This is a genomic window from Mesorhizobium sp. L103C105A0 (genome assembly GCF_000502215.1).
In the GTDB taxonomy this organism is placed as follows: domain Bacteria; phylum Pseudomonadota; class Alphaproteobacteria; order Rhizobiales; family Rhizobiaceae; genus Mesorhizobium.
Map to the genome: position 1 here is coordinate 227,986 of NZ_AYXF01000010.1, position 20,558 is coordinate 248,543.

Annotated in this window: 18 protein-coding genes; 8 read left to right on the forward strand and 10 right to left on the reverse strand. The window is 63.7% G+C overall.

The annotated features are described in order from the left end of the window. From X727_RS141455 to X727_RS141435, 5 genes are all read right to left on the reverse strand, one after another. The gene (locus X727_RS141455) at positions 1 to 798 is read right to left on the reverse strand and encodes an ABC transporter ATP-binding protein (protein WP_023667847.1); all 798 of its coding nucleotides are present in this window, start codon (positions 796 to 798) and stop codon (positions 1 to 3) included. Between the two features lie 10 nt (positions 799 to 808). Next, a complete protein-coding gene (gene ntrB / locus X727_RS141450; protein ID WP_023682697.1) occupies positions 809 to 1,699 on the reverse strand; it encodes a nitrate ABC transporter permease in 891 nt (296 codons plus the stop codon). 92 nt (positions 1,700 to 1,791) lie between these two features. After that, complete coding sequence (locus X727_RS141445; protein ID WP_023745648.1) at positions 1,792 to 3,120, reverse strand: CmpA/NrtA family ABC transporter substrate-binding protein; 1,329 nt, start codon at positions 3,118 to 3,120, stop codon at positions 1,792 to 1,794. A gap of 343 nt (positions 3,121 to 3,463) precedes the next feature. After that, positions 3,464 to 4,702 (reverse strand): CmpA/NrtA family ABC transporter substrate-binding protein, encoded by a 1,239-nt coding sequence (locus tag X727_RS141440; protein ID WP_023745649.1) that lies wholly within the window; start codon positions 4,700 to 4,702, stop codon positions 3,464 to 3,466. 2 nt (positions 4,703 to 4,704) lie between these two features. After that, positions 4,705 to 5,307 carry an ANTAR domain-containing response regulator gene (locus tag X727_RS141435; RefSeq protein WP_023667842.1) on the reverse strand — a complete coding sequence of 201 codons (603 nt, stop codon included), beginning with the start codon at positions 5,305 to 5,307 and terminating at the stop codon, positions 4,705 to 4,707. A gap of 282 nt (positions 5,308 to 5,589) precedes the next feature. Here X727_RS141435 and X727_RS141430 point away from each other — a divergent pair, with 282 nt between their 5' ends. Beyond that, positions 5,590 to 7,878: a mechanosensitive ion channel family protein gene (locus X727_RS141430; protein ID WP_245265816.1), complete on the forward strand. Its 2,289-nt coding sequence runs from the start codon at positions 5,590 to 5,592 to the stop codon at positions 7,876 to 7,878. A 175-nt stretch (positions 7,879 to 8,053) separates the two neighbouring features. Here the strand turns inward: X727_RS141430 and X727_RS141425 are convergent, their stop codons facing one another. The 3 genes from X727_RS141425 to X727_RS141415 are packed head-to-tail and all read right to left on the reverse strand — an operon-like array spanning position 8,054 to position 12,244. Continuing rightward, positions 8,054 to 9,541, reverse strand: a complete 1,488-nt coding sequence (locus X727_RS141425) for an aldehyde dehydrogenase (RefSeq protein ID WP_023692260.1) — start codon at positions 9,539 to 9,541, stop codon at positions 8,054 to 8,056. After that, a complete protein-coding gene (locus X727_RS141420; RefSeq protein WP_031204603.1) occupies positions 9,538 to 10,752 on the reverse strand; it encodes a cytochrome P450 in 1,215 nt (404 codons plus the stop codon). Before X727_RS141420 ends, X727_RS141425 begins: the two co-directional genes overlap by 4 nt. A 43-nt stretch (positions 10,753 to 10,795) precedes the next feature. Further along, complete coding sequence (locus tag X727_RS141415) at positions 10,796 to 12,244, reverse strand: APC family permease (protein WP_023745652.1); 1,449 nt, start codon at positions 12,242 to 12,244, stop codon at positions 10,796 to 10,798. A gap of 165 nt (positions 12,245 to 12,409) precedes the next feature. Between X727_RS141415 and X727_RS1000000169140 the strand changes: the two genes are divergently transcribed. The 7 genes from X727_RS1000000169140 to X727_RS141390 are packed head-to-tail and all read left to right on the forward strand — an operon-like array spanning position 12,410 to position 18,861. Next, positions 12,410 to 12,535: a helix-turn-helix domain-containing protein gene (locus tag X727_RS1000000169140; protein ID WP_023834911.1), complete on the forward strand. Its 126-nt coding sequence runs from the start codon at positions 12,410 to 12,412 to the stop codon at positions 12,533 to 12,535. Then, complete coding sequence (locus X727_RS06265; protein WP_023834912.1) at positions 12,535 to 13,182, forward strand: IclR family transcriptional regulator; 648 nt, start codon at positions 12,535 to 12,537, stop codon at positions 13,180 to 13,182. Before X727_RS1000000169140 ends, X727_RS06265 begins: the two co-directional genes overlap by 1 nt. Continuing rightward, on the forward strand, positions 13,182 to 14,465 hold the full coding sequence (locus X727_RS141410) for a Tm-1-like ATP-binding domain-containing protein (protein WP_023738353.1): 1,284 nt from the start codon (positions 13,182 to 13,184) through the stop codon (positions 14,463 to 14,465). Before X727_RS06265 ends, X727_RS141410 begins: the two co-directional genes overlap by 1 nt. Next, positions 14,462 to 15,124, forward strand: coding sequence for an HAD-IA family hydrolase (locus tag X727_RS141405; RefSeq protein WP_023745654.1), 663 nt, complete (start codon positions 14,462 to 14,464; stop codon positions 15,122 to 15,124). The genes X727_RS141410 and X727_RS141405 overlap by 4 nt, the downstream gene beginning before the upstream one ends. 20 nt (positions 15,125 to 15,144) lie before the next feature. After that, positions 15,145 to 16,494, forward strand: coding sequence for an aspartate aminotransferase family protein (locus tag X727_RS141400; RefSeq protein ID WP_023745655.1), 1,350 nt, complete (start codon positions 15,145 to 15,147; stop codon positions 16,492 to 16,494). Between the two features lie 31 nt (positions 16,495 to 16,525). After that, positions 16,526 to 17,833: an aminotransferase class III-fold pyridoxal phosphate-dependent enzyme gene (locus X727_RS141395; protein ID WP_023686940.1), complete on the forward strand. Its 1,308-nt coding sequence runs from the start codon at positions 16,526 to 16,528 to the stop codon at positions 17,831 to 17,833. Next, positions 17,830 to 18,861: a phosphotransferase gene (locus tag X727_RS141390; protein ID WP_023745656.1), complete on the forward strand. Its 1,032-nt coding sequence runs from the start codon at positions 17,830 to 17,832 to the stop codon at positions 18,859 to 18,861. Before X727_RS141395 ends, X727_RS141390 begins: the two co-directional genes overlap by 4 nt. A gap of 17 nt (positions 18,862 to 18,878) precedes the next feature. Here X727_RS141390 and hpaH read toward each other — a convergent pair whose 3' ends face one another. Together hpaH and X727_RS141380 are read right to left on the reverse strand one after the other, a co-directional pair. After that, positions 18,879 to 19,688 (reverse strand): 2-oxo-hept-4-ene-1,7-dioate hydratase, encoded by an 810-nt coding sequence (gene hpaH, locus X727_RS141385; RefSeq protein WP_031204606.1) that lies wholly within the window; start codon positions 19,686 to 19,688, stop codon positions 18,879 to 18,881. Next, the gene (locus X727_RS141380) at positions 19,682 to 20,557 is read right to left on the reverse strand and encodes a fumarylacetoacetate hydrolase family protein (protein ID WP_023834914.1); all 876 of its coding nucleotides are present in this window, start codon (positions 20,555 to 20,557) and stop codon (positions 19,682 to 19,684) included. Before X727_RS141380 ends, hpaH begins: the two co-directional genes overlap by 7 nt. Position 20,558 lies beyond the last annotated feature (1 nt).

The following is a 20,558-nucleotide window of genomic DNA, read 5'->3' on the forward strand; positions in this document are numbered from 1 at the left end:
TTACTCCGCGGCTTCGACGAAGCGGTGGCGTTCATAGAGGAACTTCAGCACCGCTTCGCGGCAGCGCAGGAAGGTGCGGTCGGAAGAGAGTTCGACGCGTCGACGCGGCCGCAGCAGCGGCACCGCAAGCACCTCGCCGATTGTCGCCGCCGGACCGTTGGTCATCATGACGATGCGGTCGGACAACAGCACCGCCTCGTCGACATCGTGGGTGATCATGATCGTCGTCGAGCCGAGCCTGGAATGGATGTCCATAACCGCATCCTGCAGATGGGCGCGCGTCAGCGCGTCGAGTGCCCCGAACGGCTCGTCGAGCAACAGGATCTTCGGCTCCATGGCAAGCGCCCGGGCAATGCCGACGCGCTGCTTCATGCCGCCCGATATTTCGGCCGGCCGCTTGTCCTTGGCATGGGCCATCTGCACGAGATCGAGATTGCGCATGATCCAGTCATGTCGCTCGGTCCTGCTCTTGGAACGGCCAAAGACTTTCGACACCGCCAGGCTGATGTTTTCGTAGACGGTGAGCCATGGCAGCAGGCTGTGGTTCTGGAACACCACGGCGCGCTCGGGTCCGGGGCTGTCGACCTCCTTGTTTTCAAGCAGCACGGCGCCGGCGGAAACCTTGGTCAGCCCGGCGATCAGATTGAGCAAGGTCGACTTGCCACAGCCGGAATGGCCGATGATGGAGACGAATTCGCCCTTGTCGATGGTCAGCCTGATGTCCTTGAGCACCTCGCTGACCTGACCGCCGCGGGCAAAGGATTTGTCGATATGGTCGAGCTTCAGATAGGCCGTCATCGCCCTCTCCTCACTTTGCCGTTGTGCCGCGGGTGACGAAAGCGCCGACCGCAGCGACCAGGCGGTCGAGGCAGAAGCCGGTGACGCCGATATAGGCGAGCGCGACGATGATGTCGGGCAGCCGCGACGAGTTCCAGGCGTCCCAGATGAAGAAGCCGATGCCGACGCCGCCGGTCAGCATTTCGGCGGCGACGATGGCGAGCCAGGACAGGCCGATGCCGATTCTGAGGCCGGTGAAGATGTAGGGTGCGGCGGCCGGAACCATGATCTTGACGAAGAATTCGAACTGGTTGAGCCGCAAGATGCGCGAGACGTTGCGGTAGTCTTCCGGAATGTTTCGCACGCCGACGGCGGTGTTGATGATGATCGGCCAGATCGAGGTGATGAAGATAACGAACAGCGCCGACGGGCTGGAATCGCGGAAAGCAGCCAGCGACAGCGGCAACCAGGCCAGCGGCGGCACGGTGCGCAGTATCTGGAACACCGGATCGAGGCCACGCATGGCCCAGATCGACTGGCCGACCAGGGCGCCGAGCGCGACGCCGACGATCGCCGCCAGGCCGAAGCCGATGGCGACGCGCTGCAGAGAGATCAGCACCCGCCACGCAAGGCCGATATCCTGCGGGCCGTTGTTGAAGAACGGATGCGCGATCAGGTCATAGGCCTCGTTCCACACCTGGCTGGGCGGCGGTAGGCTGGCGGTCGGCGACGAGCAGGCGATCTGCCACACGACCAGCATGAAGGCGATAACGATGACCGGCGGCACCAGGGCGGTGGCCAGCCTGCCGGCGATCGCGATCGGGTCGAAGCGGCGCCGCGCTTTGGCGGTGAAAGCGATGACTGCGGCAGGCTTGGCGGGGAACGCCTTCACCGTGGTTTCCTCAATGGCTTGGATGGACATGTCTGGGTATAACTCCGGGGTCGGTGCGGGCGACAACGGCGAAGCGCCGTTGCGCTGGGGCGACAAACGGCGGAACGCGCCGTTTGCGCTGGTCAAGCCGATGCCTTGATCTTCAGGCTGTCGAGATAGGCCGACGGGTTGGCCGGGTCGAAAATCTTGCCGTCGAAGAAGGTCTCGACGCCGCGCGACGACGAGGCCGGAATATCGGCTGCGGCAACGCCGAGATCCTTCGCCGCCTCGCGCCAGATATCCTCGCGATTGACCTGATCGACCAGCGTCTTGATGTCGGTGGTCGGCGCGAATTTTCCCCAACGGATGTTTTCGGCGAGGAACCAGCTGTCGTGGCTCTTGTAGGGATAGGAGACGCCACCCTTCCAGAATTTCATGTAGAGGTCAGTGCCGGTGGCCACGCGGCCGTTGCCGTAGTTGATGTCGCCCTTGAGGCGGCCGATAATGTCGGCGACAGGCACGTTCATCCATTGCCGCTTGCCGATGATGGCGGCCATCTCGTCCTTGTTCTCCGTGGCCTCGCACCATTGCTGGGCCTCCATGACGGCCATCACGATCGCCTTGGTGGCGTTCGGGTATTTGTCGATGAATTCGGCGCGGAGGCCGAGCGCCTTTTCGGGATGACCCTTCCACAGTTCGCCGGTGGTGGCGGCGGTGAAACCAACGCCTTGGTGGACGAGTTGTTCGTTCCACGGTTCGCCAACGCAGAACACGTCCATGTTGCCGACTTTCATGTTGGCGACCATCTGCGGCGGCGGCACGACAATGGTCGAGACGTCCTTGTCGGGATCGATGCCGCCGGCGGCCAGCCAGTAACGGAGCCACAAATCATGGGTGCCGCCCGGGAACGTCATGGCGGCCTTGATTTCCTTGCCGGCCGCCTTCTTGGCGGCGAAGGCGTCCTTCAGCTTGGAGGCGTCGAGGCCGACACCGGTGCCGGCGTATTCCTGCGCAACCGAAATGCCCTGGCAGTCGTAGTTGAGCCGCGCCACGATAGCCATCGGCATCGGCTGGTTGTTCTGCGTCACCTTGCCGGTGTGCATGAGATAGGGCAGCGGCGTCAGGATGTGAGCGCCGTCGATGCCGTTGGCTGCGCCGCCGAGCATCAGATTGTCGCGCGTCGCGCCCCAGGAGGCCTGCTTGAGCACCTCGACGTCGGGCATGCCGAACTTGGCGAACAGCCCCTTCTCCTTGGCGATCATCAGCGGCGCCGCGTCGGTCAGCGCGATGAAGCCGAGCTTGGCGCCGGTGACCTCCGGAGCGGTCGTGGCGGCATAGGCGCCCGAGGGGAAGAGCTTGCGGGCCGCCACGAACAGGCCGGCCGTCATGGCGCTGCTGACAAGAAAATCGCGGCGCGTCACATCCTTGAGCGATGTTCCCGTCCCGATCCATTTCCCTATTTTTTCTTTCATCGTGATCTCCGGTTGAACGCGAGGGCTTCGTCGAGTGGCCAAAACAAAAAAGCCGCCGTCCAGGCCTCGCGCGTCCGTACATCCGGGATCGCGTCGTTGACCTGAGCGGCAGCTTTGCCTGTGGCGCCCGCCATTGGACGCCTGTTCCGTGACCCGCGAAGGGCCTGACTAATTCAAAGCAGGAACCGTGCCAGTTTTGGGTGAAACGAAAAACCTAAATGAAATCAACATTACGCGCCAGATGCCGGCACGCGAGCCGACATCGCAAGCAGATCAAAGATTGTTCACTACAGCAATCGCACGCACATTTTTTGTGCAATGCACAAGAATGGCGCGAGAATGATCAGGCTTCCGCGCGAGCGGCTTTCTGGCGCGCTATATAGCCGTCGATCTCGTCGGGGTCGAAGGTCTGACCGTCGAAGAAGCCGTCCGGCCCAAGCACCAAGCCTGCCCCGGTCGCACCGACAGCCGTGGCGACCTTAAGCGCGCCCTCGACCTTCGCATTGGCGCCGGGAAGTGCAACGCCAAGCGGCTTTAGCGCCGAGCGGTAGAGGTCCGGACGGTAGCAGTCACGGGCGATAGCAAGGTTTTCCGGCGTGTGCTCGACATGCCCCCAGCGCACCATCTGCGTATAGAACCACAGCGCATGGCTCTTCCACGGAAAGTTCGCCGCCTTGTCGAAGGGCAGGAAGAAGTCGTCGACATCCAGTTCGGCGCCGCCGCCCAGTTCAAGATGGCCGGTCAGGATCGGCATCTGGACAGCTGGTGGCAGGCCCAGGAAGCCAGCTTGAGCCATCACACCAGCCAGTTCGGCGTGGTTGCGCCGATCCTGGCACCAGCGCGCCGAATGATGCAGCGCGCGCAGCAATGCTGCCAGCGCGACCGGGTTCTCCTGCGACCACGCCTTGCGCACGCCGATCACCTTCTCCGGACTGTTGCGCCACAGCAGCGCCTTGACGGTGACGATATGGCCGGTGCCGGCGGCGACCGAGGCGCTGTTCCAGGGCTCGCCGACGCAGTAGCCGTCGATCCGCCCGGCGACCAGCGCATCGGCCATGAAGGGCGGTGGCACGATGACGATCTCGATCTCGCGCTCCGGATCGATGCCGCACCCGGCAAGCCAGTAGCGCAGTTCGTAATTATGCCCCGAATGCGGGTGCACCACGGCAAAGCGCAGCGGATCGCCGCCAGCCCCGGCGCGGTCGCGAATGAAGGCACCGAGGGCTGCGCCCGCGCGCGCGGGCTCGAGATCGGGTATGGCGCCGTGTGCCGCCATGCCTTCCCAGACGGCGTTGGAGATGGTGACGCAATTGCCGCCAAGCCCGAGCGAAAACGGCACGATGGTCTCGGAAGCAAGCGGCGTCAGCCCGAGATTGCAGGCGAGCGGCATCGGCCCCAGCATGTGCGCCAGGTGGAAATGGCCGATGGCGATGCGGTCGCGGATGTTGGCCCAGGAGGTCTCGCGGTGAAGTGTGAGATCGATGCCCTCGCGCGCGGCAAATCCAAGCTCACCCGCCGCAACCAGCACGGCACTGTCGAAGAGCGGCATGAAGCCGGCGGTGATCTGGTGCTCGGCGCTCATGCTCATTCGTCCTCCGACGGCCCGAGCAGCCCGGCGGCAGTCACCAGGCTCTGAGCAATGTCGCCGATCTTGCGGTTCTGGTTCATCGCCGTCTTGCGCAGCAGCGTGTAGGCGGCCTCTTCGGTCAGGCCGCGCGACTTCATCAGGATGCCCTTGGCACGGTCGATCACCTTGCGGCTCTCAAGCTCCCCTCGAACCTCTTCCAGCTCGCGCGCCATGCGCGAGAAAGCGTTGAAGCGGCTGACCGCCATGTCCAGGATCGGCTTGACGCGCTCTTGCCTGAGGCCGTCGACGACATAGGCCGAAACGCCGGCATCGACCGCCGCTTCGATCGATGCCTGGTCCGATCGGTCGACGAACATGGCGATCGGCCGCTTCACCGCACGCGACAGCTGGAACATGTTTTCCAGCATGTCGCGGTTCGGGTTTTCCAGGTCGATGACGATGACGTCCGGCTCGATCTCGGCGATGCGCCGCGCAATGCCGGTCACGTCGTGGATGACGGTGACCCGCTCATGGCCGGCCTCGCGCAAACCTGCCTCGATGATCGCGGCGCGGATACGGTTTTCGTCGATGACCAGGACGGCGAGTGAGCTGCGGACCATGCGTGCATTGTGGGCAAGGTCGCAAAATTGTGCAATGCGGCATGGTCACAGGCTCCCGCCGCGGAGCAACCGACGACCGACAACGACCCGGTCTAGGTGGTCGGGACAAGGAACGCAGCGCAACGCTGGCGCTGGTGATGACAGCCTTGCCGGTCGCCTGGTGCCCTACCCAACGGTCTAGGTGCGATGAGACTTGCACCGCAACATCGGCTTGTTAAAGGTGGGGGCAACGACGGACATAGCTGTCCTTGCTCGCCGATCTGACCGGAAGGTTACCGCACGATGCTGCTCATGAAACGACGATTGGGGGCCAGGGAGCCGGCGCGCCCGGCACGGCGTCCCGGGAACCTGACGGCGATGTTCGTCCTGATAGCCGGGCCACTCGTCCTTGGCATCGCCCTCCTGTTGGCTGGTCCGGCACAGGCCCAGGCACCGGCCGCCGTCACGCCCGACAAGGTCAAACAGCTGTTCGAGCTTCTCGACGATCCGTCGGTGAAGGCCTGGGTGGCCGAGCAACGAAATCCGGCCGCAGGATCGACGGAAGCGCCTGCCGAGACTAGCGCTCCGCCGGCCGACGCCGTGGCCGCACCGGGCCAGATGAATACTATGGCATCCTCGACGCTCGATCGGATCAAGCATCACATCGAAAAGATCGTGCGAACCTTGCCTTCGCTGCCGGACCAGTTCGCGCGCGTCCGGGCCAATACCATGGACGATATGTCCAGCAAGGGCCCCGTCAGCATATTGGTGCTGATTGCGATCTTTATCGCTGCCGGCCTGGCGCTCACCTGGGCAATATACAAGCTCACCCGTCCATTTCGTCTTTGGATCATCGCGCAACCCAGAGATACGCCCATCGGGCGGGCCAAGAAGATCGGCGGCCGCACGCTTTATTCCAGCATGATGATCGGCTCGTTCGCGCTGGGCAGCGCCGGTGCGTTCATGCTGTTCGACTGGCCAGCGCTCATCCGCGAGATTGTGCTGACATTTCTGATGGCTGCGGTCTTTACGTGGGCTGTGCGCCTATACGTGATGGCCACACTCGTCCCTTCTTTCATGGAGGTCGAGCACGCCATCGAGGTTCGTGCCCTGCCGATCACCAACGGAGCTGCTGACCATTGGGCTTATTGGCTGCCCCGGATCGTCGGCGTTTTCGCCTTCTTCGCCGCCGCGTTTGTCCTCTTGCCGGGTCTCGGCATAGACCAGGACGGAATGATGGTCCTGTCGGTGGGCGCCGATTTCATCCTGCTGTTGCTCTTCCTGCTGGCCATTTGGCGTCGGCCAAGAACGCAGCGAGACGGCGCGCGCCACAGCGGTGACACGGCAGTGACATGGTTGTTGACGGCTTACTTCGTCGTTCTGTTCCTCGAACGCATTGCCGGCCTCTACACATTCTTCTGGTTTACCTTCACCGCATTCTTCCTGCCTTTGGCAATTGTGCTGACAGAGCGCGGGGTTAATTTCGTCCTGCGGCCCGGTTCGGAAGATGCCGGCCGGCCGACGATCCCGGCGGTGACGATCGCTGTCATCGATCGCGGTATCCGGATGATTTTCATCCTCGCGGCGGCTTACCTTCTCGCACGCGTACTGGGCCTGGACATGCAATCCATGCGCGGCAGCGATACGACCACCATGCTCATATTGCGCGGCTTGATCAACGTCGTGGTCATTGCCCTTGCTGCCGATTTCGGCTGGTCGATCATCAAAGCCTTGATCGAACGAAAGCTGGGCGTCGCGATACCGCAAGCGGTGGTGAGCGAAGAAGACATCCTCACCCTCGATCCGCATCAGGCGCGGCTGCACACGCTGTTGCCGATCATCCAGAACATTCTGCTAGCAGTGATCATCGTGATGGCGGTGCTGATGATGCTCGCTTCGATCGGCATCCAGATCGGCCCGCTGATCGCCGGCGCCGGCGTCGTCGGCGTCGCCGTGGGTTTTGGCGCGCAAACCATCGTCAAGGACGTGATCTCTGGCGTGTTTTATCTGCTCGACGATGCTTTCCGTGTCGGCGAATACATTTCATCGGGCAGCTACAGGGGTACGGTGGAGAGCTTTTCGCTGCGCTCGGTGAAGCTGCGCCACCATCGTGGTCCGCTGTTCACGATACCTTTCGGCGAACTCGGCGCCGTGCAGAACCAGAGCCGTGACTGGGTCACCGACAAATTCAACATCACCGTTGGCTATGACACCGATATCGACTTTGCTCGCAAACTGATCAAGCGAATTGGCCTGGAACTGGCGGAAGATCCGGAGTTCAAACACTGGGTGATCGAACCGATCAAGATGCAGGGGGTGCAGGAGTTCGGCGAGTACGGCATCGTCTTGAGGGTCAAGGTCACGACCAGACCTGGAGGCGCCTTCAGCATGAAAGGCAGGTTCTTTTTGCGCCTCCGCCAGGCCTTCAAGGAGCAGGGCATCGAGCTCCCATTCCCGACCGTCCACGTCCAGGGGCTGCAAGACCCGCATGGGACAGAGAATGCGCGTTTGGAGGTCACACCTGAATTACGAATGGCCGTCGCCCAGTCGCACACCAATCGGCGCAGAAAAAAAGCCGGCACAACGGAGTAGGACGCTGTGATACCCGCCGGTCGCAACACGGCTTTCCGCGCAAAGCCTGGACCCGCGACACCACGCTAGTCGAGCTGCCGATAGCGACGACCTGATCGCCGCCAACCAGCACCAGCGTGGCGTTCTGAGGCCAAGCTTGACGAAAAGAGCAGATATGCTGGCCTTTCCGCGAGGCTCAGAGCGCAATCCAGGCGGTCTTGAGGTCGACAAATTTCTCCAGCGCATGCAGCGACTTGTCACGGCCGAAACCGGACTGTTTGACGCCGCCAAGCGGCACGGTGATATCGGCTCCGCCATAGGTGTTGACGTGGACGACACCGGCGTTGATGGCGCGCACCATGCGATGGGCCGTGGAAAGATTGGCGGTCCACACCGCCGAGGCAAGTCCGTAGACAGTGGAGTTGGCCAGATGCACCGCCTCCTCCTCGGTCTCGAAGCGCATCACGCCGAGCACCGGTCCGAACACCTCCTCGCGCGCCAACTGCATCTCTTGCGTCACGTTCTCGAAGATCGTCGGCGCCATGTAGCTGCCGCCGGTCTCGGTCAGTATCCGTTCGCCACCGGCGACGAGACGGGCGCCTTCGGCTTGCGCCATGGCGACGAAGCCGAGATTCTTGTCCAGCTGTTCGGCGCTCGATACCGCACCGATATCGCTGGCGAGATCGAGCGGGTCGCCGACCTTGAGCCGCGTGGTTGCCGAGACAAGTTCGTCCATGAAAAGATCATAGACCGACGACTGGACGAGCAGACGCGAGCCCGCCACGCAGACCTGGCCTGAATTGCGAAAGATGCCGTTAGCCGAGACGACCGCCGCCTGCTTCAGGTCCGGAGCGTCGGCAAAGACGATGTTGGGCGACTTGCCGCCAAGCTCGAGGAAGACCCGCTTCAAATTGGAACGGGCGGAGTATTCGAGCAGCCGCCGGCCGACCGGCCCCGATCCGGTAAAGGCGATGGCGTCGACATCCATATGGAGGCCAAGCGCTTCGCCGGCGACAGCACCATGACCGGTAACGACGTTGAACACGCCTTCGGGAAGTCCAGCCTCGCTTGCGAGTTCGGCCAGCCGCAGCAAGGTCAGCGAGGCGATCTCCGGCGGCTTGACGACGACGCTGTTGCCGGTGGCCAATGCGGGCGCAATCTTCCAGGCACCGATCATCAGCGGGAAGTTCCACGGCACGATGACGCCGACGACACCGAGTGGCTCCCTGTGGATCAGCCCGAGCACATTGTCGGCCGTCGGCGCGATCTCGCCATAGACCTTGTCGATCGCCTCGGCGTAGTAGCGGATGGTGCCGGCCGCCGACAGCGGCTCGGCCTTGTAGGCCATGCCGATCTCGGTGCCGTTGTCGCGCACGCCAAGCACGGCCAGCTCATCGACATGTTTTTCGATCAGCTCGGCAAATTTCGTCAGCACCTTCTTGCGAAAGGCAGGGGCGGCGCGCGACCATGAACCCTTCTCGAATGCTTTTCGCGCCGATCGGACCGCGCGATCGATGTCAGCGGCATTGCCGTCAGCGATGCTGGCAAAAGGGCGGCCGTCGATCGGCGAAATCACCGCCAGCGTCGCGCCGCTCGTCGCTGCGGCCTGTACGCCGTCGATAAACAAGCCCCGCTCGCCGATCTCCGTCTTGCGCAGCGCGTCGATGGCATTCTGGCTGATCATTGGTGGCGGACTCCCAGGGAAACATACAACGTGGTTGGCGCGCGGAATTCCCAGCCGCGAAACACCGGCACCTTGCCTGGCACCAAGCTGAGATCGGGGAAGCGCAGGAGCAGCAGCCTTAACGCAAGGCACATCTGCTCGCGCGCGAAAAACCGGCCCGAACAGAAATGATGACCAAAGCCGAAGGCGGCATGATTGCCTTCCCTGCGGTTGATGTCGAAGCGGTCTGGATCGGCAAAGCGGCTCTCGTCGCGGCTTGCCGAGGAGACAAGTGCAGCGACCGCGGCGCCGGCAGGGATCGTTACGCCGCCAAGCTCGACCGCCCGCGTCGTCTGCCGCGTCTGGGTTCCGATCGGCGCCACCCAGCGCAAGCCTTCATCGACAGCCCTGGGCACAAAGGTCTCGGGATCGGCGAGCACCTGCCGCACTTGTTCGGGATGCGCAAGCAGGCCGGCGAGGATCGAACCGGCACCATGTCCGGGCTCCTGCATGCCGCCAAGCAGGATGACCTTGATGCTTGGCATCAAGAAATCGATCGGCCGCGTCGTGCCTTCCGGCATGCCGTCATGCAGCATATGCGACAGCGCCGAGTCGTCGGGTGCGCGCGCAAGTCTATCCAGAGTCGGCCGGATGGCAACGCCGACCTCGGCGCTGATCGCATCGGCGATCTCTTGCCGTTTTTGGTCGTTCTCGAAATTGATGGCACCCTGCGCAAGGCCATAGAACCAGCGGCGCAGCGTCGCCATGTCGATGTCGGCAAGGCCCAGCGAGCGCGCCAGGCTGAGCGTCGACACCGGCTCGAAATAGTCCGCCATCAGCTCGGCGGAGCCTTGTTCGGCGATCCGGTCCAGAAAAGGTTCGGCAATCGACCGTACGAGATCGCCGGCATAGGCGGCGACGGTGCGCGGCCGGTATTTCGGATCGACGCCTTGGCGTAGCTGTCTATGCGTTTCGCCGTCGGTGGTCAGGATGGTCGGCTTGCCGAACGAGCGTTCGACCGGAGACGTACCGACGACGGCGGAGAAGATGTCGGGTGACTTTGCGACGGTCTCGACGTCCTTCCAGCGGGTGACGAACCAGAGATTGACCGCCGGCACGAAAGCGACAGGGGCGCTGCGCCGCAGTTCCGCATAGATCGGATACGGATCGGCTTCCAACGCCTCAACGGTGATGCTCTCGGCAAAGCTCAACGCCGGTACTCCCTTTGCCATGGAAAGGGGCGGCGCCGAACGCGCTACCCCCTTGTCCTTTGTCCTAGTCCTTCAGCGGCACGCCGAGATTTTCGAAGGCAACCGGATCCCGGCTCTTCAACGCACCGGCAAGCAGCAGGCCGACCACCGCGGCAATCAGCACCAGCCCCGGCAGCAACACGCCGAGGAAGCCGCTGGCGCCCGACAGGCCACCGAAATTAATGACGATCAGGTAGATGATGATGACGAAGGCGACGAAGGTCAGCCCCGGCAGGATGGTGGTCTTCAGCGCGTTTTCCTGGGCAGACGGATTGGCGCGAAAGTACATCACCACGGCGAGCGAGGCCACGGCCATCATCACGATGACTCCGAGCGTCGCGACATTGGTTAGCCAGGAAAACAGCGCCAGAACTGGATCGAGGCCGAGTATCGCGAACAGTCCGATGACGAGCGCGGCCAACACGCTCTGGATGACGGAAGCGGCATGCGGGCTCTGGTGCACTGAATGCGTCACGCCGATCGATTCAGGCAACAGCTTCTCGCGGCCCGAGACGTAGATGTAGCGGGCAACTGCGTTGTGGAACGCCAGCACGCCGGCAAACAGGCTCGATACGAACAGGATGCTCATGGCGTGCGACAGCATGGTTCCGGCGTAGCGGTCGGACAGGCCGAACAGGAAGGTCGTCGGATCCTGAAGCGTCTGCAGTGCAGGCAACAATTTGTCGACGCCGGCCCCGACCGCCATCAGCCAGGCCGTGACCATGTAGAAGACGCCGATCAGCAACACTGAGAAATAGGTGGCGCGCGGAATGGTCACCTTGGGATTGCGGGCTTCCTCGGCGTAGATCGTCGTCGCCTCGAAACCAATGAAGGCGGCGAAACAGAACAGGATGGCGATGGCGGGCGAGCCGCTGACGATCTGGCTCCAGCTGAACGGCGCCGCCGAGAGACCACTGTCGCCACCGGTCTTGAGGATGGCGAGGTCTAGCACCAGCACAACGATGTATTCGCACAGCACCAGCACCGTCAGGATCTTGGCCGACAGGTCGACCTGGCGGTAGCCCAACACCGCGACGATGGCGACGGCGATGAAGCTCCACACCCACCAGGGCAGGTCGATGCCCCAGCCGGCGAACAGGCCGGCGGTCGCGGCCCCCAGCAGGCCCATGACCCCGATCTGCATGGCGTTGTAGGACAGGATCGCGATGATTGCGGTTGCGCCGCCGGCAAAACCGCCCAGCCCGCGCGCGGCATAGGCATAGAAGGCGCCGGCATTGCCGACATGGCGCGACATGGCGACGTAGCCGACCGCAAACAGCAGCAGCAACACGGTCACGATAAGATAGGTGCCGGCAAAGCCCGCCCCATTGCCCATAAGCATGCCGAGCGGCGTGCCGCCGGCGACCGCGGTGAGCGGCGCCGCCGCCGAAATCACCATGAAGGTGATAGCGCCGACGCCAAGACTGTTCTTGCGCAGCCTGTTGGCGGGCGCCTGTTCCGAAACTGCTGACATTTGTCCCTCCAGTTTACGAACCCCTGGGTTCGCGGCCGCTCGGCCTGTTCCCTGAATGCCATCGGTTCATTATTTGAACCCTTATTTTGAATATAGACTTGCAAAGAATGCCGATGCCTGTCAAGTTAATTCACACATTAAGTTTCTATCCGAGCGGGAGGCTGGATGGGTACGGTCGGCAAGGCGATTTCACTTCTGGAGCTGTTCACGGCGGACGAGCCCGAGCTCGGACTTTCCGATCTCGCGCGGCGGTGCGCCTTGGACAAGNGGCGACGACGCGGCGGCTGCTGATGGCGCTGGGCGGCCATGGCTTCGTCGAGCAGGATGCCGGCACGCGGCACTATCGCCTCGGCGCCGGCCTGTCGCGGCTAGCGCGTATCCGCGAAGCCTGCTTCCCGTTCCTGCCAACGGCAATTCCCGTGGCGCAGGATTTGGCGGGTTCGACAACCGAGACGGTGCATCTGTCGGAATTCGGCGTCGACAGGCTGATCACCGTCCATGTCGAGCATTCAAGCTGGGCAAACCGGGTGAACATCGATGTCGGCCAGCTTCTGCCGCTGCATTCCACCGCCTCCGGCATCGCCTATCTCGCCTTCGCCGACAACGCGACCGTGAAAGCATGCCTGACAGGTTCGCTTGAGGCCTTCACCGATCATACCCTCGTCGAGCCGGCCGCCATTTCAAAGTCGATCGGCGAGGCGCGCGACCGCGGCTATTCAATCTGCGACCAGGGCCATGAGGACGGCGTGATCGGCGTCGCGGCTGCAATCCGCGCCGCCGATGGTCTTGCGCTGGGGACAATTGCGGTGGCAGCCCCGAAGGCCAGGACGACACCGGCTACGATCGTGGAACGAGGGCTTGCGGTTGTGACCGCAGCACGGGAGATTTCGATGCGCCTCAATGGCGAAAACCTGCAAACCCTGAGGAGGCAGGCCTGATGTCTGCAGATATGGCGACGCCCCGCATCCTGGTCATCGGCACGGGCGATACCAAGACCGACGAACTGCTGTTCATGAAAGCGTGTATCGAGGCATCCAGTGGCCGCGCCGTGATGATGGATGTCAGCGTGCTGGGCGACCCCGCCTATAGTCCCGATCACGACAAGCATGCCGTTGCGCGGGCCGCTGGCGTGACGATGGCCGAAATCGTCTCGAGCGGCGATGAAAACACCGCCATGACATTGATGGCCGTCGGCGCCGTTCAGCTGGTGCGCCAGCTTCACCAGCGCGGCGAGATCGACGCCTTCATCGCCATCGGTGGTTCGATGGGAACCGATTTGGCGCTCGATGTCGCGCTGTGCCTGCCGCTCGGCGTGCCGAAATTCGTCGTCTCGACCATCGCCTACTCGCACCTCATTCCGCCCGAGCGTGTCGCGCCCGACCTGATGATGATCCTGTGGGCAGGCGGGCTCTACGGCCTCAACACCATCTGCAAGCTGGTCCTTTCCCAGGCCTGCGGCGCGGTCGTCGGTGCGGCGAGGATCGTGCTTGCATCCCGTGCTTCGGCCCCGGCGGTCGGACCGACCATCGGCATGACTTCGCTGGGCAGCAGTTGCCTGCGCTATATGAAGACGCTGAAGCCGGCGTTGGAGCAGCGCGGCTATGATGTCGCGGTCTTTCACACCACCGGGATGGGCGGCCGGGCCTTCGAATCGATCGCCAGCCAGGACCATTTCTGCGCGGTGTTCGACTTCAGCCTGCAGGAGATCACCAATCATCTTGCCGGCTCGGTCGTCAGCTCCGGCGCCGACCGGCTCGAGAATGCCGGCGCCCGCGGCATTCCGCAGATCGCAGCCCCTGGCGCCGTAGACATGGTCGATTTGCCGACCTGGCAGGCGCTGCCGACAAAGTTCGCGCAGCGGCCATTCCATGCTCATAACAGGTTGATCGGCTCGATTACCGTCGATGCCGCCGACCGCCGTGAAGTCGCCAGGACCATCGCCGCCAAGCTCGGTGCGTCGAAGGGGCGCTCCGCTTTCATCCTGCCCTCCGGCGGCATCCAGGAATGGGATGCGCAGGGCGAGCCGCTGTACGAACCCGAAGCCCTCGCGGCGTTCACCGATGAGATGCGCAAGGCCATTCCCGCCGGCGTCGAGTTCCACGAGATCGACGCCCACATTAACAGCGACGAGTTCGTCGGCAAGGCGCTCGAAATCTTCGACCGCTGGGTCGAGGAAGGCATCATCCCGCGCGGCATGCCGGCCAAGGGAGTGGCTGCGTGAGCGCTGTTCCTGCCCAGGCGCTCGTCCTCGATTTCGGCGGCGTCGTCACCCGGACCCTTTTCGAGACCCATGCCTTGACCGAACAGGCGCTCGGCCTCGCGCCGGGAACGCTGCAATGGTACGGGCCGTTCGACCCGGATTCAGATCCGCTGTGGCGCTCAATGCAGGCCGACGAGATCAGCGAGCGCGATTATTGGCGCACCCGCACCAGCGAAGTCGGCCGGCTCGTCGGCGAGGACTGGCAGGCGATGGAGACATTCGTCCAGCGCGCACGCGGAGCCGAGCCGGAAAAGATCGTGCGGCCCGAAGCCGTCCGCGCAATCCGGACCGTGCATGCGGCGGGATTTCGCCTGGCGATCGTGTCCAACGAGCTAGATCTGTTCTATGGCGCCGGCTTCCGTCAGCGGCTGCCGCTGCTCGAGCTGTTCGACACCATCGTCGACGCCACTTATACCGGCATCCTCAAGCCCGATCCGCGCGCCTATGCCTTGGTGACCGAGGCGCTTGGCCTGCCTGCCGGCGCCTGTGTGTTCGTTGACGACCAGCAGCGCAATGTCGATGGCGGCCGTGCCGCCGGCATGCGCACGGTTCATTTCGACGTCGCGCGACCGGCACTTTCCTATGCCGAGGCCCTCGGCCATTTCGACCTCATCTCCTGAGACATTTGCGGAGCCTTGCGATGCGCGACATCAATTTCCTCACCGAGAAAAACGCCAAGCCGATCTGGCATCCGATGGCACACCCGGCCGAGATGCGGGCCAACCCGCCAAAGGTGATCATGAAAGGCGAAGGCGTGATGGTCACAGACATCGACGGCAACACCGTGCTCGATGCGGTTGGCGGACTGTGGAACGTCAATCTCGGCTACTCCTGCGACCCGATCAAGAAGGCCATCGCCGACCAGCTCAGCGCCCTGCCCTACTATTCCGGGTTTCGCGGCACGTCGACCGGCCCGTCGATCGAGCTCGCTTACGAACTCAGCGAATGGTTCGAACCGGAAGGCATGGTGCGGACCTTCTTCACCTCGGGCGGCTCGGATTCGGTCGAAACCGCACTGCGGCTCGCCCGCCAATACTGGAAGATCCGCGGCCAGGGCGACCGGACAAAATTCCTCGCGCTGAAGAAGGGCTATCACGGCACCCATTTCGGTGGCGCGTCAGTCAACGGCAACGCCAATTTCCGCCGCAACTATGAGCCGCTTATGCCCGGCGTCTTCCACATTCCCGCACCCTGGACCTTCCGCAATCCGTTCGATGAGACCGATCCGGCGCGGCTGGCCAAACTGTGCGCCAAAGCGCTGGAGGATGAGATCGCCTTCCAGGGCGGCGACACCATTGCCGCCTTCATCATGGAGCCGGTTCTCGGCGCCGGCGGCGTCATCGTTCCGCATGACAGCTTCATGCCGCTGGTGCGCGAGATATGCGACCGCCACGAAATCCTGCTGATCGCCGACGAGGTGGTCACGGGCTTCGGTCGCACCGGCGCCTGGTCGGGTTCGCGGCTATCCGGCGTGAAGCCGGATTTCATGACCATCGCCAAGGCGATCACCTCGGGCTATTTCCCGCTCGGCGCCACCTTGATCGGCGCCAAGGTCGCCGACGTCTTCGAGGCCGACAAGACCAGCTTCGGGGCGATCGGTCATGGCTATACCTATTCCGGCCATCCTGTCGGCTGCGCGGCAGGGCTGGCTGCACTTGTCGAGACCAAACGGCTTCGCCTGGACGAGAACGCAGCCGCGCGCGGCATCGAGCTGGCGGCGATGCTGGAGGGGCTAAAAGCCAAGCACGCGATCGTCGGCGACATCAGGTACAAGGGCCTGATGGCTGCGCTAGAGCTGGTCTCCGATCGCACGACGAAAAAGCCGGTGGACAAGAAGACCATGGCCGTGGTTTCGGAAGCCACTTATGACGCCGGCGTCATGCTGCGCGTGTCCGGCAACAACATCATCCTGTCGCCGCCGCTGATCATCGGCGCCGCCGACGTGGCAAAGATCGGCGAGGCCATCGATGCAGGTCTGTCGAGGGCCTGATGCCCGCTGACGCAATGGAGTTTGGTACGCAATGACCCAATCTGAGAAGAACCCGAGCGAGGAAGCGCTCGTCAAGCGGCGTGCCCGCCTGCTCGGCGCGAAATCGCAATTGTTCTACGACGAGCCCGTGCACCTGGTGCGCGGCGAAGGCGTCTGGCTCTACGATGCCGACGGCCGCAAGTATCTCGATGCTTACAACAACGTCGCCCATGTCGGCCATTGCCACCCGCATGTGGTCGAGGCCTTGTGCCGTCAGGCAAGCCTGCTCAACACCCACACACGCTATCTGCACACCGCAATTCTCGACTATGTCGAGCGGCTGACGGCGACCTTCGATGCAAGCCTCGCCACCGCAATCCTGACCTGTACCGGCAGCGAGGCCAACGACATAGCGCTGCGCATGGCGCAGGCCGCCTCCGGCAATATGGGCATCATCGCCACCGACGCCACCTATCATGGCAACACGGCGGCGGTTTCGCAGCTCAGCACGCGCATGCCTCCGATCCGCGGCCGCGCCCCCCATGTCAGGCTGGTGCCGGCCCCCGACAGCTATCGCCATCCCGATGCGATGGCCAATGGCAAGGCCTTCGGCGACGCCGTGCGTCAAGCGATCGCTTCGCTGGCACAGGACGGCATTGGCCTGTCTGGCATCATCTTGTGTCCGCTGCTCGCCAATGAAGGTTTCCCGGCTCTGCCCACCGGATTTTTCGACGACGCCTTGGGGGCCGTGCGCGAAGCCGGTGGTCTGGTCATCGCCGACGAAGTGCAGCCCGGCTTCGGCCGCACCGGCAGCCATTTCTGGGGCCATCAGCGCGCCGGCTTCGTCCCCGACATCGTCACCATGGGCAAGCCGATGGGCAATGGCCATCCGATCGCGGCCGTGGTCACCACCAAGGAGATACTGGCGACCTTCCGCGACGCTTTCCGCTACTTCAACACCTTCGGCGGCAACCCGGTCTCCTGCGCGGTCGCCAATGCCGTCCTCGACGTCATCGAACAGGAAAACCTTGTCGCCAACGCGCAAGACGTCGGCGCTTATGCGCTTGGCCTGCTGCGCCCGCTGGCCGATCGGCATGAGTGCATCGGCGAGGTCAGGGGCGCCGGACTGTTCTTCGGCGCCGAGCTGGTCCACGACCGCGACACGCGCGAACCGGCGCCCGACATTGCCGAGCAGGTCGCCAATCGCATGCGCCATCGCGGCGTGCTGATGGGCAAGACCGGCATCCACGGCAATGTGCTCAAGATCCGCCCGCCCATGCCGTTCTCGCGTGACAATGCCGACTTCCTGATCGGCCTGCTGGACGAGGTGCTGGGCGAAGTCGGCGGAGTGCCGGCGTGAATTCTGTTTCCACCCAATCCGAGCCCGAAACGGCAGCCGATGTCACGGAGCTCGCCAGGCGTGCGCTCGAACATTGGGGCGTCCGCAACTCTGAGCCGGAACTTCTGAAGCACCGCGAGAACGCCGTCTTCCGCGTGCGGCTGCCGGATGGCCAGCCGGCAGCCATGCGCATCCACCGGCTCGGCTACCACACGGACGCCGCGCTGCGTTCGGAACTGCAATGGATGGGCTTCCTGCAATCCGCCGGCGTCGCCACGCCGTCTTGCGTCGCAACACAGGCCGGCGATCCGTTCGTACTTGTCAGCACGGCCACCTCGGCGCAGCCCCGGCAGGCCGATTGCCTGAGCTGGCTGGAGGGCCGCGCCGTGGGCGCACGCGGCGTGCCACTGGCCTACACGGCCGACCAGTCGATCCAGATCTTCACGGCGATCGGGCGGACCATCGCCCATATGCACAATGTCACTGCCTCGTGGGCGCCGCCCGCGGGCTTCGCCCGCCATGCTTGGGACTTCGACGGCTTCTTCGGTGCGAACCCGGTCTGGGGCCGGTTCGAGACCTCGCCCTTTCTCGATGGTCCTCGCCGCGCGCTGGTCTTGCAGGCGCGCGACAAGGCAGTGAAGGCGCTGTCGCAACATGAGCGCAGCGCGCGCAATTTCGGCATCATCCACGCCGATCTGGTGCGCGAGAACGTGCTCATCCATGACCGTGCCGTACGCATCATCGACTTCGACGATTGCGGCCATGGCTGGCACATGTACGACCTTGCCGTCGCCCTCTACCAGAACCGCGAGGAGGCGATCTACCCGCTGATCGAAACCGCTTTGCTTGACGGCTACCAGCAAGAGCGTGCGCTGACCCCGCAGGACATCGCCGCATTGCCTCTATTCGCCGCCTTGCGTGCCTTCGCGTTTCTTGGCTGGGTGCAAAGCCGCGTCGAAGGCGACATCACCAGGGATGTCGGCTTGCGCATGTCGACCATCGCAGCCGATGTGGTGATTGACTACTTGCGCGGCGAACAGCCCAACTGACGAGCCGATGAGAGCCGTCAGCTCTTGGCGAAATGGATACTGACCGTTCCCGAGCTGCCGAAGTCGGCGACGATCGTATCGCCGGGCCGCGCCTCGACCGGGCGCACGAACGATCCGGACAGCACCACCTCGCCGGCCGCGATGGACATGCCGTAGCGGGCGAGCCTGTCCGCCAGCCAGGCAATGCCCATCGCGGGATGGTTGAGCACGCCGGCGCCAAGCCCGGTCTCCTCGACCTCCGCATTGCGCGAGACGATGGCGCCGATCCAGCGCATATCGGCTTCATCGGGTCGTTGCGGCCGGCCGCCGATGACAATGCCGGCATTGGCGGCGTTGTCGGAAATCGTATCGAAGAAAGTGCGCGCCTTCTTTGTCTCGGCATTGACGCGTTCGATGCGCGTGTCGAGGATTTCGAGCCCCGGCGTGATATAATCGGTGGCGTTGAGCACGTCGAAGATGGTCACGCCTGGGCCCCTCAGCGGCGCCTTCATGACGAAGGCTATCTCGGCCTCGACGCGCGGCTGGATGAAGCGGCCGACGGGTATCGTCGCGCCGTCGTTGAAGAACATGTCGTCGAACAGCACGCCCGAATCCGGCGTGTCGATGGCGAGCGCATATTGCATCGCCTTCGATGTCAGGCCGATCTTCCAGCCCTTCGGGGTCAGCCCGGCATCGGTCTTGCGTTTCACCAGCGCTGCCTGGACGCGATAGGCATCCTCCATCGTCGCATCGGGAAAATCGAGGCTGAGCAGACGGATCTGGCGGCGCGAACGCTCAGCTTCGAACAGCCTTGCCGCGGCATCTTCAACTTGCTCGGGGGTCACGATGCTGCCTCGTCGACGACGCCGTTGCGGAGCACGCCGATGCCGTCGGCTTCGACTTCGATCACGTCGCCCGGCTTCAGCCAGATCGGCGGGTCGAAGCGGGCGCCGGCGCCGGTCGGCGTACCGGTGACGATGATATCGCCTGGCACCAGCGTGGTGAAGGTGGAGACATAGGCGATGATCTTGCGGAACGAGAAGATCATCCGGCTGGTGCGGTCCTGCTGGCGCAATTCGCCATTGACGCGGGTGGTCAGCGCGATGTCGGCAATCTGCGCCTCGTCGGTGAACGGCACCAGCCACGGACCGAGCGAGCCGGTGCGGTCGAAATTCTTGCCCTGCGTGACGTTGAACTTGGCGTGCCGTACCCAATCGCGAATGGTGCCTTCGTTGCACAGGGATAGTGCCGCGATATGGTCAAGCGCATCCCTCTCGGCGATGCGTCGTCCACCCTTGCCGATGACGATGACGATCTCGCCCTCATAGTCCAGCTGCGGCGATTCCGGCGGCCGCACCAGCGGCGCGTTGTGGCCGACGAAGGAGCGGGGGAAGCGGATGAACAGCGACGGGTTCGAAGGCGCGGCCTGGCCGTCCTTGTACTCTTCGTTGCGGTCCGGGTAGTTGACGCCGACGCAGATGATCTTTTCCGGCGACGGCACAGGGATTTCATAAGCGATGGCGCCGACTGGAAAATCGACGGCGTAGGCTTCGGCCTCTTCCGCCAGCCGCCGTAGCACGCCGGCCTCGATCACTTCGCGCAGCGTCGGCCACTGGCTGTGCCGCGCCGACAGGTCGACGACGCCCTTATCTGTGACCACGCCATAGCGCGTCTTGCCGCCGACGGTGAAGGTGGCGAGCCGCCCATGTGCAGTCATC

Bases quoted from the DNA above. Each gene is read 5' to 3' on its own strand.
- X727_RS141455 (WP_023667847.1), bottom strand. From the start codon at position 798: ATGACGGCCTATCTGAAGCTCGACCATATCGACAAATCCTTTGCCCGC.
- ntrB (WP_023682697.1), bottom strand. From the start codon at position 1,699: ATGTCCATCCAAGCCATTGAGGAAACCACGGTGAAGGCGTTCCCCGCC.
- X727_RS141445 (WP_023745648.1), bottom strand. From the start codon at position 3,120: ATGAAAGAAAAAATAGGGAAATGGATCGGGACGGGAACATCGCTCAAG.
- X727_RS141440 (WP_023745649.1), bottom strand. From the start codon at position 4,702: ATGAGCGCCGAGCACCAGATCACCGCCGGCTTCATGCCGCTCTTCGAC.
- X727_RS141435 (WP_023667842.1), bottom strand. From the start codon at position 5,307: ATGGTCCGCAGCTCACTCGCCGTCCTGGTCATCGACGAAAACCGTATC.
- X727_RS141430 (WP_245265816.1), top strand. From the start codon at position 5,590: ATGCTGCTCATGAAACGACGATTGGGGGCCAGGGAGCCGGCGCGCCCG.
- X727_RS141425 (WP_023692260.1), bottom strand. From the start codon at position 9,541: ATGATCAGCCAGAATGCCATCGACGCGCTGCGCAAGACGGAGATCGGC.
- X727_RS141420 (WP_031204603.1), bottom strand. From the start codon at position 10,752: ATGGCAAAGGGAGTACCGGCGTTGAGCTTTGCCGAGAGCATCACCGTT.
- X727_RS141415 (WP_023745652.1), bottom strand. From the start codon at position 12,244: ATGTCAGCAGTTTCGGAACAGGCGCCCGCCAACAGGCTGCGCAAGAAC.
- X727_RS06265 (WP_023834912.1), top strand. From the start codon at position 12,535: ATGGCGCTGGGCGGCCATGGCTTCGTCGAGCAGGATGCCGGCACGCGG.
- X727_RS141410 (WP_023738353.1), top strand. From the start codon at position 13,182: ATGTCTGCAGATATGGCGACGCCCCGCATCCTGGTCATCGGCACGGGC.
- X727_RS141400 (WP_023745655.1), top strand. From the start codon at position 15,145: ATGCGCGACATCAATTTCCTCACCGAGAAAAACGCCAAGCCGATCTGG.
- X727_RS141395 (WP_023686940.1), top strand. From the start codon at position 16,526: ATGACCCAATCTGAGAAGAACCCGAGCGAGGAAGCGCTCGTCAAGCGG.
- X727_RS141380 (WP_023834914.1), bottom strand. From the start codon at position 20,557: ATGACTGCACATGGGCGGCTCGCCACCTTCACCGTCGGCGGCAAGACG.